The following is an 11913-nucleotide window of genomic DNA, read 5'->3' on the forward strand; positions in this document are numbered from 1 at the left end:
GAAATTACCTGCTTATTCTTCGCTGGTGTGCACTTTGCGGTGCAGGATCGCCTGGAATTCATCGGCGAAGGTGTAGTAACGGCCCAGCAGGGTCTCACTGCGAGCAGCAAAACGGTTGTAAGCGATAACGGCCGGGATGGCGGCGAACAGGCCGATCGCGGTAGCAATCAGTGCTTCAGCAATACCCGGAGCCACGGTGGCCAGGGTCGCTTGCTGGGCAGTGGCCAGGCCACGGAAGGAGTTCATGATCCCCCAGACCGTACCGAACAGACCGATGTACGGGCTGACAGAACCGACGGTAGCGAGGAACGGCAGGCTCTGTTCGAGCTTTTCTTCTTCGCGGGAAATGGCGACGCGCATGGCACGGGCCACGCCTTCCATGACCGCTTCCGGGTCAACGCCTGGCTGCTGGCGCAGACGGGAGAATTCCTTGAAACCGGCACGGAAGATCTGCTCGACGCCCGAATCCGGGTCTGGGTTGCTGCCAGCCTGACGGTAGAGTTTGGACAGGTCGATGCCGGACCAGAAGCGCTCTTCAAAGCTCTCCAGGGCACGTCGACCGGCGCGCAGCAGGTTGCTGCGCTGAAAGATCATGATCCATGAGGTCACCGATGCGGCTACCAGGATCAGCATTACCAGTTGCACCACGATACTGGCATTGCTGACCAGGCTCCACATGGAGGAATGGTCGACGACGTTAGCTTCCACGCTTTATCTCCTGCTTTGAGTGTGTACCCGCGCCGCTCACGTCGGCAAAGGCCGCACGTAGAGCTTCGGGAATGGCCCGGGGTTTTAAACTTTCAGTGCGCACACAGGCCACCAGAAACTGCCCTTCGCAGAGCAGCGCATTATCCGTGGCTCGCCTGACCTGCTGCTTGAAGCGCAGGCTGACACGGTTCAATTCGATTACTTCAGCGCTTACCAGAAGCTCGTCGTCCAGTCGCGCCGGCGCGTGATAACGCGCTTCGCTGGAATGCACGACAAACAACAGGTCCTCTCCTGCCAGCTGGGACTGGGCAAAACCCAGATCCCGGAGCCGCTCGGTTCGAGCCCGTTCCATAAACTTAAGGTAATTGACGTAATACACGATGCCGCCCGCATCGGTGTCCTCGTAATAAACGCGACAACGAAGTGCGAAAGGCTCAAGCCCGTTTTGCGCGCGCATACTCTAGTGCTTACTCCTCAGGTTGCCAATCCAGCCAGGCAACTGTTTTTCATTGATTCACGGTTTTCTGGCAAAAGCACGGTCCTAGGACCGCGCAAATCCCGAATAAATCAGCCCGCAAAGGTGATTAATCGTCTACCGCATCGAGGAACTCGTCTACCACGGGCATCTCGCCCATTCGTGACGGAATGTTTAAACCGAAGTGCAGATACGCGTGCCGGGTGACCACCCGCCCCCGTGGCGTGCGCATGATGTAGCCTTGCTGGATCAAATACGGCTCCAGCACGTCTTCAATGGTGTGTCGTTCTTCGCTGATCGCTGCGGCCAGACTGTCCACGCCCACCGGCCCACCGTCGAACTTCTCGATCATGGTCAACAACAGACGTCGATCCTGGTGATCGAAGCCACGTTCGTCGACGTCCAGCAGGTTCAAGGCCAGGTCGGCGATCGGCTTGGTGATGTGGCCCTTGGCGCGCACTTCGGCGAAATCCCGAACCCGGCGCAACAACCGGTTGGCGATCCGTGGGGTGCCACGGGCGCGACGGGCGATTTCAAAGGCACCCTCTGGGTCCAGCGGCAAGCCGAGGATGTTCGCCGAACGGCTCACAATTGTTGCCAGGTCGGCGGTGTTATAGAACTCCAGGCGCTGGACGATCCCGAACCGGTCGCGCAACGGGTTGGTCAGCATGCCGGCACGGGTCGTCGCACCCACCAGGGTGAACGGCGGCAGATCGAGCTTGATCGAACGCGCGGCCGGCCCCTCACCAATCATGATGTCGAGCTGGAAATCTTCCATGGCCGGATACAGCACTTCCTCGACGATCGGTGAGAGCCGATGGATTTCGTCGATAAACAGCACGTCGTGGGGCTCGAGATTGGTCAACAGCGCAGCCAGATCACCCGGACGCTCAAGCACCGGACCCGAAGTGCTCTTGATCGACACGCCCATTTCCTGGGCAATAATGTTGGCCAGGGTGGTTTTACCCAGACCCGGCGGGCCGAAAATCAGCGTGTGGTCCAAGGACTCGTTACGCCCGCGAGCGGCCTGGATGAACAATTCCATTTGCTCGCGAACAGTCGGCTGGCCAATGTACTCGGCCAGGCTGACAGGACGAATCGCCCGGTCTTGGACTTCCTCGCGGTCGCGAGGGCCAGGCGTGGCGGCAATCAGACGATCAGCTTCAATCACTTAGATCATTCCCTTCAGGGCACGACGAATCATGTCTTCACTGCTCAAACCTTTCTCCTTGATTGCAGAAATCGCCTTGCTGGCTTCCTGCGGCTTGTAGCCCAAGGAAATCAGCGCGCTGACCGCGTCATTTTCGGCGGTGGCGACCGGTGATGGCGCATCAGGCCCACCCGGCTGGTTCGGCACCAGGGCGAACATCGCCGGCACGGTTTCCCAGGCCTTGAAGCGGTCCTTGAGCTCCACCAGCAAACGCTCGGCCGTCTTCTTGCCCACGCCCGGCACCTTGGTCAGCGCCGAGGTGTCCTGGGATTGCACGCAACGGACCAGCTCATCCACTTCCAGGCTCGACATCAACGCCAGGGCCAATTTCGGCCCCACACCATTGAGACGGATCAACTCGCGAAAAAAGTCTCGCTCACGCTTGCCGAAGAAGCCATAGAGTAACTGCGCGTCTTCACGAACAACCAGATGGGTGTGCAAGGTCAGCGGTTCACCGACCGACGGCAAGCGATACAGCGTGGTCATGGGCACTTCCAGCTCATACCCCAGACCGTTTACATCCAGAATCAGGTGCGGCGGCTGTTTCTCAGCCAGTGTGCCGCGCAAGCGTCCAATCACGTTTCAGATCCTTGAGCGTTGGCCAGATCAACGACTGGCGACTGACAGAACAAGGGTTTTGCGCCGACAACACAGGCGCAAAACCCTCATTCCCTAAAAATGACTGCTGATGCTATCAGAGACGCAGGCGCCCGCCACGACTGCGTGCCGCTCCCAGGCCATGGGGCAACAGGCTGGAACGGGTATGAGCGTGGCAAATGGCAATGGCCAGGGCATCCGAAGCATCGATTTGTGGCTTGCTGGTCAATTTCAGCATGTGCATGACCATCATCTGCACCTGCTCTTTATTGGCGGCACCAGTGCCGGTCACCGCTTGCTTGACCTGGGTCGCGGTGTACTCGGCGATTTCCAGGCTTTCTTCGGCACCCGCCACGATCGCAGCGCCCCGGGCCTGACCGAGCTTCAGGGCCGAGTCGGCATTGCGCGCCATGAAGACTTTTTCAATGCCCATGGTCACAGGGCCGTAGGTCTGGATGACTTCACGCACACCGCGATAGACGATTTGCAGACGCTCATGCAATTCGCCGGACCCGGTGCGAATGCAGCCCGACGCCACGTACACGCAGCCACGCCCGGTATCACGTACCACGCCATAACCGGTGATGCGCGAACCGGGGTCGATACCAAGAATTAAAGTCATAACGCCTGCGGGTTCATTAAAAACACAATATTCATTACAGCAAATAACAAATGTGGGAGCTGGCTTGCCTGCGATGGCGTAGGCACATCAAACCATGATGTAGCCTGACACGCCGCCCTCGCAGGCAAGCCAGCTCCCACACTGAATCTTAGTCGCCCTTATCCGAGCTGCGCGGCTACCGACTCGGGAATGTCCGCGTTGGAGTAGACATTCTGCACGTCATCCAGGTCTTCAAGCATGTCGATCAGCTTGAGCACCTTCTCGGCGCCTTCCAGGTCCAGTTCGGCACTGGTGGTCGGCAGCATCACGATTTCCGCGTCATCGCCCTTGAAACCCGCCGCTTCCAGCGCGTTCCGTACGGAGTAGAAGCCGGCGAACGAGGTGAACACGTCAATCGAGCCGTCCTCATGGGTGACCACGTCATCGGCGTCCGCTTCCATGGCCGCTTCCATCAGCGCGTCTTCATCAACACCCGGCGCGAAGGAAATCTGCCCCTTGCGCTCAAACAGATAGGCCACCGAACCGTCAGTCCCCAGGTTGCCGCCGCACTTGCTGAACGCATGGCGAACAGCGGCTGCGGTGCGGTTACGGTTGTCGGTCATGCACTCGACCATCACCGCCACGCCACCCGGGCCGTAGCCTTCGTAGCTCAGCTCGACCATGTCGTCGGTATCGGCTGCACCGGCACCGCGGGCGACTGCGCGATCAATGATGTCGCGGCTCATGTTCGCACCAAGCGCCTTGTCCAGCGCCAGGCGCAGACGCGGGTTGGAACCCGGATCACCGCCGCCCTGACGGGCCGCAACGGTCAGCTCACGAATCCACTTGGTGAAAATCTTGCCCTTCTTGGCATCCTGACGTTCTTTGCGGTGCTTGATGTTCGCCCACTTGGAATGACCCGCCATATCTCGCTCCGAATTTCTCTTTGAAACATCGCCCGCCGCGCACGCTGTGTCGGCCAGCAACAAAAAATCTCAACCTAAAGAAAAGGCGCATCCCGGAAGGATGCGCCTTTGCGGTCAGCCTTACTCAGCCTTTGGCGTTTCGCGCAGACGAATGTGCAGTTCGCGCAATGCCTTGGCATCTACAGCACCCGGTGCCTGAGTCATGACGTCAGCCGCGCTCTGGGTTTTCGGGAAAGCGATCACTTCACGAATCGACTGGGCGCCGGTCATCAGCATGACCAGACGGTCCAGGCCGAAGGCCAGGCCACCGTGTGGCGGTGCGCCGTATTTCAGGGCGTCGAGCAGGAAGCCGAATTTCTCTTCCTGTTCCGCTTCATTGATACCCAACAGGCGGAACACCGTCTGCTGCATTTCCTTGCGGTGGATACGGATCGAACCGCCACCCAGCTCGGTGCCGTTCAGAACCATATCGTAGGCACGGGACAGAGCGGTCGCCGGGTTGGCTTCCAGTTCTTCCGGGGTGCACTTCGGCGCGGTGAACGGGTGGTGCAAGGCGGTGAAGCTGCCGTCGTCGTTCTCTTCGAACATCGGGAAATCGACAACCCACATCGGCGCCCACTTGCAGGTCAGCAGGTCCAGGTCGTTGCCGACCTTGATCCGCAGCGCGCCCAGGGCCTCGCTGACGATCTTGGCTTTGTCGGCGCCGAAGAACACGATGTCACCATCGACCGCGCCAACACGATCGAGGATCACGTTGAGGTTGGCTTCAGGGATGTTCTTGACGATTGGCGACTGCAGGCCTTCAACACCTTTGGCGCGCTCGTTGACCTTGATGTACGCCAGGCCCTTGGCACCGTAAATGCCGACGAACTTGGTGTAGTCGTCGATCTGCTTGCGCGGCATGCTCGCCGCGCCTGGAACGCGCAGGGCGGCAATACGGCACTTCGGGTCGTTGGCCGGGCCGCTGAACACCTTGAAGTCGACGTCTTTCAGCTGGTCTTCAACGTCAACCAGTTCCAGCGGGTTACGCAGGTCCGGCTTGTCGGAACCGTAACGGCGCATGGCTTCTTCGAAGGTCATGTGCGGGAAATCGCCGAATTCCAGATCCAGCACTTCCTTGAACAGGTTGCGGATCATTTGTTCGGTGATGGCCATGATCTCTTTTTCATCGAGGAAGCTGGTCTCGATGTCGATCTGGGTGAATTCTGGCTGGCGGTCGGCGCGCAGGTCTTCGTCACGGAAGCACTTGGCGATCTGGTAGTAACGGTCGAAGCCGGCCACCATCAGCAGTTGCTTGAACAACTGTGGCGATTGCGGCAAGGCGAAGAAGGAACCGGCGTGGGTACGGCTCGGTACCAGGTAGTCGCGCGCACCTTCTGGAGTAGCACGGGTCAGGATCGGCGTCTCGACGTCGAGGAAGCCGTTCTCGTCCAGGAAGCGACGGATGCTGGTGGTCATGCGCGAACGCAAGCGCAGCTTCTCGAGCATTTCCGGGCGACGCAGGTCGAGGAAGCGATAGCGCAGGCGGGTTTCTTCACCGACGTCGGAGAACTCGTTCAGCGGGAACGGCGGGGTTTCCGATTCGTTCAGCACTTCCAGCTCGTAGCCCAGGACTTCGATCATTCCCGACGCCATGTTGGCGTTGGTGGCACCGGCCGGACGCAGGCGAACCTTGCCTGTGATCTTCACCACGTATTCGCTGCGCACGCGATCGGCGGCGGCGAAGCTCTCGGCGCGGTCCGGGTCGAACACCACTTGGGCCAGACCGTCACGATCACGGATATCGAGGAAAATCACCCCACCGTGGTCACGGCGACGGTGCACCCATCCGCAAAGGGTAATTTCCTGGCCTTCCAGGGCTTCGTTCAGTTGGCCGCAATAATGGCTGCGCATCATGGTAGTGGTTTCACTTCTCGTAATCGAAATTCGGTTGGAGGCCTTGCAGGTGTTGCAAGGGCTCGCGCGTGTCGTTCAACTCAGGTTCCAGACCTTAGTCAGCTTTGTCGCCGCCGGCCAGATTCTTCTTGGAACCGGTCTTGAAATCGGTTTCGTACCAGCCGGTGCCGCTCAGGCGGAAGCCCGGCATGGACAGCATCTTCTTAAGCTCTGGCGCCTGGCAGGCAGGGCAGTCGACCAGCGGTGCTGCGCTGATCTTTTGAATGGCTTCCAACTGATGACCACAGGAAGCACATTGATAGTCGTACATCGGCATGGGGGTTGTCTCGGCGATCAGATTGCTACCGCACACACTGGGTTTTGCGGCAAAGAGCGGGATTATATCCATTAAATGCAGCCTGTGCAGCCGTAAGACTGCACAGACCGATACTCTGCCCGATCACCCGCGTGGCTAGGGCATTGCGACGCAGCCCCCTTCTTTCAGGCTGTGCACGACGCAGACAACCCGCACCAGCCCGGTAAAGTTCTTGACCCCGCCATGACGCAAGTGCACTTCGCGATCCACATGGGACAGCAGCGCACTGACCGTACAACAATTGACCTTGGCCATATCGCCCAGAATATCCCAGTACACCTGCTCAAGCCGCAAGCAGGTGGCAAAGCCGTTCAACCGCACCGACCGGGATAGAGGCCGGGCCAGCCCCATATCAAATTCGCTGACAAATGGATCAATCCTTATCTCCTTGACCGGACCGACCCTCCCCTCGCTTCGCCTGTCTTCGTAATCCATATCGTTGACACTCCTTTGTAATCCTTGCCTTCTGTAAGAGCACTCTGCGTGGCCTTATAAAAGCGCAGGCGCAAAGGTATATCCAGATGACTTTATGACCATGGACGTAGGATAAGCCAACAGCTGAAGGGCGATCATGGAGACCGTCCTAGGCCGGCCACTTTCCTACGCAGCCAGACGATTTTTAACGAGCACAAAAGCGATTTGATGAAGGCAAAGACCGCGAATAACACCCGACGGGCATCATTCGCGTATTGACGATATTACTGGTCCAGCAGAGACCGCAGCATCCATGCGGTTTTTTCGTGGACTTGCATGCGCTGGGTCAGCAAGTCAGCCGTCGGCTCGTCGCTGACTTTTTCCAGCAGCGGAAAGATCCCGCGCGCGGTACGAGTGACCGCCTCTTGCCCATCGACAAGCTGCTTGATCATGTCTTCGGCGCTGGGCACGCCGGCTTCTTCCTTAATAGAAGACAGCCGCGCATAAATCGAATAGGCGCCGGGGGCAGGAAACCCGAGGGCGCGAATGCGCTCGGCAATCGAATCGACGGCCAGGGCCAGCTCGTTGTATTGCTCCTCGAACATCAGGTGCAGGGTCCGAAACATGGGACCGGTGACATTCCAATGGAAGTTATGAGTTTTCAAATACAGCACATACGTGTCCGACAACAGACGCGAAAGCCCATCGACGATGGACTTGCGGTCCTCTTCACTGATACCGATGTCGATTGCCATGTTTTTTCCCCTAAAGGTGATGAGTTCATCCAACAGGTGCAGGACCACTCTAGCAAGCCTGCCACCCCCTCGCAGCCCGGGATTGCACAATGACCTGCGACAAATCGCCCCGCGAAGCACCGCTGGACTGCCTGATTTGAGTAGCTGCAGGCTTTACTGTTAAATAGACCGCGTGTCGCGACCGCCTGTTTTTCGGGGGCTGCGCATAGGCTGGTACCGGGTACGTGTCCAACGCCTCTTATTGTTCTGAAGCGAACCGTGCTCCATCAGCTCTTCCTTGTGATCCGTCTTAACGTGAGTTAATCAAAATGTTGAAAATCGTCCACCTGCTAATGGGCGCAGCAGCTTTGCTGCTGTCCTTCATCCCTAGCCTGCGATCCGAAGCAGTCCCTTACCTGCAACAACCTGACGCGCTGTACCTGGCCTTTTTCGGCCTGCTCAACCTCACCCTTGCTCCCGTTATCCCTTACTGGAACAAAGGCCCACGTCATCAACTGCAAAACCTGGTCAGCGCCCTGCTGGTCCTGGCTGTCGTCCTGCAAACCCTGACGTTGCTCGCGCCGATGCCTGTCATCGCCGGTCAACCTGCCGTTCTGTTCAGCCTGGTGGCTGCGCTGATCGCCGTTCTCCTGCACCTGGCTATCAGCTTCTACAAATCCTCGCCGGCCGCCGCTTCGCCAAGCTACGACATGAGCAACCGCGATACCGGCACCGTCAAGTGGTTCAACACGTCCAAAGGCTTCGGCTTTATTTCCCGTGATTCCGGCGATGATATTTTCGTGCATTTCCGGGCCATTCGTGGCGAAGGTCACCGTGTTCTGGTTGAAGGCCAGCGCGTGGAGTTCTCTGTCATGAATCGTGACAAAGGGCTACAAGCCGAAGATGTGATCGCCGCATTGCCGCGTCGCTGATTCAAGGCTAAAAAAAACCGCGAGCAACTGAGCTGCTCGCGGTTTTTTATTGCCTGCGGTTTCAATAGTGAGGCGGTGGCGCTTCTTCTTCGAAGGTTTCGAACTGCCCGGCCATTTCTTCCTGGCGCTTGAGCAATGCAGCCATTTGCAATTGCAGGCGTTCAACAGCGCGCTGCTGCGTCGCCAGCACATCACTCAATGACTGGATGGTGTCATCCTGAAACGCCAGTTGGCTCTCCAGATCGGTAACGCGATCTTCCAGGCTCATGATTCAACCCTCCAGAAACGTGAAATCTTCGGTTAACAGCAGACGCAGGCGCTCGCGAATCGACGCCATCTGTGCTGCGCTGTAAGGCACGGCCGGGTGTCTGCCCCAGACCGGGGCTGGCCAGGCGGCGTCCTCACGTTTGCGCACAATGACATGCATGTGCAACTGACTGACGACATTACCCAGCGCCGCGACATTCAGCTTATCGGCGTCGAACGAATCCTTGAGCAGTTCCGCCAGCGCAGTTGTTTCCTGCCACAGCTGCTGTTGATCTGCGACACCCAACTGAAATATCTCACTGATATCTTCACGACGTGGCACCAGGATGAACCAGGGGTAGTTCGAATCATTGGATAACAGCAACCGGCACAGCGGGAAATCGCCAATCGGTAGCGTGTCTTGTTGTAGTCGTGGATCTAAAGCGAACACCGCGCGCACTCCCGCCAGGTCATCATTTTCAGCTTAGCGCCCATCCAGACAGGCCTCGCACCAAGCGACAGGACGCCAGCATACCCGTGATCACCCCAGGCATCACCTTGGACCAATGCCCCGAGATGGGCCGTTTTCGATCAGGACGCACCAACACAGAACCGAAGATTGCCCCCAGAAGGGCGAAATGACTGATATCCAATGAATAGTTTCAGTCGTAGTCATGAGCGCACTGTGTGATTTCAGCACAGTGATTAAGATTTTTTGCACCAAAACCGCACAGTGCGTCTACGCTGAGTGCGTCAGCATCCGTGAATTACTCACTGAAGGGGTGAACCGGTAACGTTTTTCATTGTCATGCTTTCGGTTTCAGGGTTACAACACCATGCAACGCACGGCGTCAAGCGTACAAACAACACGCTTGAAGCCCCCGGTTTTACGAGGTTTTTACAGCAACAGGCAGGCTTTCGGAAAAAATCAGTAGCAGAATTCCGGTTTGTGCACGCTTGTTGCATTCACACCCACATCGCCCTGATGCCTCCGCTGGAAGTGGAGGCCCCAAGGCACATAAAAACAGCGGCAGGGTTGCCCAATGGAGATTCAAACGTTTCACCAGGGACTCTTTTTACCGATGCACAAGCCTTGGAAAACAACGTTAAAGTTGCCAATCCGCTTGCGTCGAGGCAGTAAATTTGCGACATCTACCCAGCCGTTTGCGACACCGTCGTAAAGAAGCTGAAAGGTTAGATACGCAAGTATCGCCAACATGGTCTGCGTGATATAACTTTGCGCCGACTCAAAAAAGAAAGAGCCGCCCAGATAATAAAACAGGTGGGACGGCAGTACTCTTCTAAAACCAAAGGAGCAAATCACGATGCGCGTGATGAAGTGGAGCATGATCGCACTGGCAGTTGCAGCAGCAGCCAGTACTCAAATGGCTACGGCCGCACCTTTTGTAAGTGACCAGGCTGAAGCCAAGGGTTTTGTTGACGACGCCAGTTTGAACTTGCTGGTTCGCAACTACTACTTCAACCGTGACAACAAAGATGGCGCCCGCGACGTCAAAGACTGGACCCAAGGTATCTGGGGCACCTTCAACTCCGGTTACACCCAAGGTACTGTTGGCGTCGGCGTTGATGCATTCGGTTACCTGGCCATCAAACTCGATGGCGGCGATGGCACTTCGGGTTCGGGCAACATGAGCCGTAGCGACACCGTCAAAGCCAACGGTTATGCCCGCGAAGTCAACGACAGCCAGGGTAAAGCCGGCGCGGCCATTAAATTCCGCGTCTCCAAAACTGAGCTGAAAGTCGGCGACATGTCGCCAAGCACTGCTCCAGTGTTTGCTGTTGGCGGTTCCCGTATCCTTCCTCAAGTTGCCAGCGGTTTCCAACTGCAGAGCAGCGAAGTCAAAGACCTTGACCTCGAAGCCGGTCACTTCTACTCGGGTTCCAGCCAGGACAAAAACGCCCGTGACGGCGATCTGTTCGCAAACTACGCTAGCGTGGCTGCCAACTCCATCGACTATTTCGGTGGCAAATACGGGATCACCGACAACCTGAGCGCATCGCTGTACGGCGCCAAGCTGGAAGACATCTGGAACCAGTACTACGCCAACGTGAACCTCACCACTCCGATTAGTGGTGACACGTCGCTGAACACCGACTTCAACATCTATCGCACCACCGATACCGGTGACTCGAAAGCCGGTGACATCAGCAACACCGCGTTCTCGCTGGCCACTGCGCTCTCGTTCCTGAAAGCACACACCATCACCCTGGCCTTCCAAAAGGTTAATGGCGATACCCCGTTCGACTACGTCGGTATCGGCAAGAACAACCGTGGCGGCGACTCGATCTTCCTCGCCAACTCCATCCAGTACTCTGACTTCAACGCCCCTGGCGAGAAGTCTGCCCAAATCCGTTACGACCTGAAAATGGCTGAGTACGGCGTTCCTGGTCTGAGCTTCATGACCCGTTACGTGAAAGGTTGGGATATCGATGGCACTGGCCTCTCCGCCAACAGCAAATACCGCAATAATGACGGCGAGCCGCTCTACGGATCCAACGGCAAGCACAACGAAACCAACTTCGAAGCCAAGTACGTTGTTCAGTCTGGCCCGGCAAAAGATCTGTCCGTCCGCTTCCGTCAAGCTTGGCACTTTGCTAACGCCGACGAAGGTGAAGGCGACGTGAAAGAGTTCCGCGTGATCGTCGACTACCCACTGTCGATCTTGTAATCGCAGCGGTTTAGTTAGCAAATATAAAAAAGGCCCCTCTTCGGAGGGGCCTTTTTTTTAACCATTGCACAGTGCAATTAATGATTAGCTTGCTACTCAATAAGCCTGACTATTAAATCAGGCCTGGGT

15 protein-coding genes are annotated in these 11913 nt (G+C 57.3%); 2 read left to right on the plus strand and 13 right to left on the minus strand.

Annotated features, from left to right (window positions below; genetic code table 11):
- Positions 1 to 12: 12 nt before the first annotated feature.
- From tolQ to ACA075_RS23445, 10 genes are all read right to left on the minus strand, one after another.
- Positions 13 to 708 (minus strand): protein TolQ, encoded by a 696-nt coding sequence (gene tolQ / locus ACA075_RS23400; protein ID WP_008147369.1) that lies wholly within the window; start codon positions 706 to 708, stop codon positions 13 to 15.
- The gene (gene ybgC, locus ACA075_RS23405) at positions 698 to 1165 is read right to left on the minus strand and encodes a tol-pal system-associated acyl-CoA thioesterase (RefSeq protein ID WP_010457477.1); all 468 of its coding nucleotides are present in this window, start codon (positions 1163 to 1165) and stop codon (positions 698 to 700) included. The genes tolQ and ybgC overlap by 11 nt, the downstream gene beginning before the upstream one ends.
- A 127-nt stretch (positions 1166 to 1292) precedes the next feature.
- A complete protein-coding gene (gene ruvB, locus ACA075_RS23410) occupies positions 1293 to 2354 on the minus strand; it encodes a Holliday junction branch migration DNA helicase RuvB (protein ID WP_219095501.1) in 1062 nt (353 codons plus the stop codon).
- Positions 2355 to 2972, minus strand: coding sequence for a Holliday junction branch migration protein RuvA (ruvA, locus tag ACA075_RS23415; RefSeq protein ID WP_497295634.1), 618 nt, complete (start codon positions 2970 to 2972; stop codon positions 2355 to 2357).
- A gap of 115 nt (positions 2973 to 3087) precedes the next feature.
- Positions 3088 to 3612 carry a crossover junction endodeoxyribonuclease RuvC gene (ruvC, locus tag ACA075_RS23420; protein WP_090187433.1) on the minus strand — a complete coding sequence of 175 codons (525 nt, stop codon included), beginning with the start codon at positions 3610 to 3612 and terminating at the stop codon, positions 3088 to 3090.
- Between the two features lie 158 nt (positions 3613 to 3770).
- Positions 3771 to 4517, minus strand: a complete 747-nt coding sequence (locus ACA075_RS23425; RefSeq protein WP_056741401.1) for a YebC/PmpR family DNA-binding transcriptional regulator — start codon at positions 4515 to 4517, stop codon at positions 3771 to 3773.
- Positions 4518 to 4637: 120 nt separating this feature from the next.
- Positions 4638 to 6413: an aspartate--tRNA ligase gene (gene aspS, locus ACA075_RS23430; RefSeq protein ID WP_123409285.1), complete on the minus strand. Its 1776-nt coding sequence runs from the start codon at positions 6411 to 6413 to the stop codon at positions 4638 to 4640.
- 94 nt (positions 6414 to 6507) lie between these two features.
- On the minus strand, positions 6508 to 6729 hold the full coding sequence (locus ACA075_RS23435; protein ID WP_010457489.1) for an FmdB family zinc ribbon protein: 222 nt from the start codon (positions 6727 to 6729) through the stop codon (positions 6508 to 6510).
- Between the two features lie 135 nt (positions 6730 to 6864).
- Positions 6865 to 7203, minus strand: coding sequence for a ribbon-helix-helix domain-containing protein (locus ACA075_RS23440; protein ID WP_094470991.1), 339 nt, complete (start codon positions 7201 to 7203; stop codon positions 6865 to 6867).
- A 263-nt stretch (positions 7204 to 7466) separates the two neighbouring features.
- Positions 7467 to 7937, minus strand: a complete 471-nt coding sequence (locus ACA075_RS23445; protein WP_094470990.1) for a Dps family protein — start codon at positions 7935 to 7937, stop codon at positions 7467 to 7469.
- 308 nt (positions 7938 to 8245) lie between these two features.
- Here ACA075_RS23445 and ACA075_RS23450 point away from each other — a divergent pair, with 308 nt between their 5' ends.
- Positions 8246 to 8848 carry a cold-shock protein gene (locus ACA075_RS23450; RefSeq protein WP_074879478.1) on the plus strand — a complete coding sequence of 201 codons (603 nt, stop codon included), beginning with the start codon at positions 8246 to 8248 and terminating at the stop codon, positions 8846 to 8848.
- A 61-nt stretch (positions 8849 to 8909) separates the two neighbouring features.
- On the opposite strand, the gene ACA075_RS23455 is transcribed toward ACA075_RS23450, so the two are convergent.
- The 3 genes from ACA075_RS23455 to ACA075_RS23465 form a co-directional block, all read right to left on the minus strand.
- The gene (locus ACA075_RS23455; protein ID WP_010457497.1) at positions 8910 to 9116 is read right to left on the minus strand and encodes a SlyX family protein; all 207 of its coding nucleotides are present in this window, start codon (positions 9114 to 9116) and stop codon (positions 8910 to 8912) included.
- A gap of 3 nt (positions 9117 to 9119) precedes the next feature.
- Positions 9120 to 9545 carry an HIT domain-containing protein gene (locus ACA075_RS23460; protein ID WP_497295635.1) on the minus strand — a complete coding sequence of 142 codons (426 nt, stop codon included), beginning with the start codon at positions 9543 to 9545 and terminating at the stop codon, positions 9120 to 9122.
- Positions 9546 to 10154: 609 nt separating this feature from the next.
- Positions 10155 to 10442, minus strand: a complete 288-nt coding sequence (locus ACA075_RS23465; RefSeq protein WP_497295637.1) for a hypothetical protein — start codon at positions 10440 to 10442, stop codon at positions 10155 to 10157.
- Here ACA075_RS23465 and ACA075_RS23470 point away from each other — a divergent pair.
- Positions 10420 to 11784, plus strand: a complete 1365-nt coding sequence (locus ACA075_RS23470) for an OprD family porin (protein WP_497295638.1) — start codon at positions 10420 to 10422, stop codon at positions 11782 to 11784. The genes ACA075_RS23465 and ACA075_RS23470 overlap by 23 nt on opposite strands.
- Positions 11785 to 11913 lie beyond the last annotated feature (129 nt).

The sequence above is a fragment of the Pseudomonas sp. LBUM1663 genome (assembly GCF_059695905.1).

What these genes read in the sequence shown, in the direction of transcription:
- ACA075_RS23435 (WP_010457489.1), bottom strand. Translation starts at nt 6,729, where the DNA reads ATGCCGATGTACGACTATCAATGTGCTTCCTGTGGTCATCAGTTGGAA.
- ACA075_RS23455 (WP_010457497.1), bottom strand. Translation starts at nt 9,116, where the DNA reads ATGAGCCTGGAAGATCGCGTTACCGATCTGGAGAGCCAACTGGCGTTT.
- ACA075_RS23445 (WP_094470990.1), bottom strand. Translation starts at nt 7,937, where the DNA reads ATGGCAATCGACATCGGTATCAGTGAAGAGGACCGCAAGTCCATCGTC.
- ACA075_RS23470 (WP_497295638.1), top strand. Translation starts at nt 10,420, where the DNA reads ATGCGCGTGATGAAGTGGAGCATGATCGCACTGGCAGTTGCAGCAGCA.
- ACA075_RS23465 (WP_497295637.1), bottom strand. Translation starts at nt 10,442, where the DNA reads ATGCTCCACTTCATCACGCGCATCGTGATTTGCTCCTTTGGTTTTAGA.
- ruvC (WP_090187433.1), bottom strand. Translation starts at nt 3,612, where the DNA reads ATGACTTTAATTCTTGGTATCGACCCCGGTTCGCGCATCACCGGTTAT.
- ACA075_RS23425 (WP_056741401.1), bottom strand. Translation starts at nt 4,517, where the DNA reads ATGGCGGGTCATTCCAAGTGGGCGAACATCAAGCACCGCAAAGAACGT.
- aspS (WP_123409285.1), bottom strand. Translation starts at nt 6,413, where the DNA reads ATGATGCGCAGCCATTATTGCGGCCAACTGAACGAAGCCCTGGAAGGC.
- ACA075_RS23450 (WP_074879478.1), top strand. Translation starts at nt 8,246, where the DNA reads ATGTTGAAAATCGTCCACCTGCTAATGGGCGCAGCAGCTTTGCTGCTG.
- ACA075_RS23440 (WP_094470991.1), bottom strand. Translation starts at nt 7,203, where the DNA reads ATGGATTACGAAGACAGGCGAAGCGAGGGGAGGGTCGGTCCGGTCAAG.
- ybgC (WP_010457477.1), bottom strand. Translation starts at nt 1,165, where the DNA reads ATGCGCGCGCAAAACGGGCTTGAGCCTTTCGCACTTCGTTGTCGCGTT.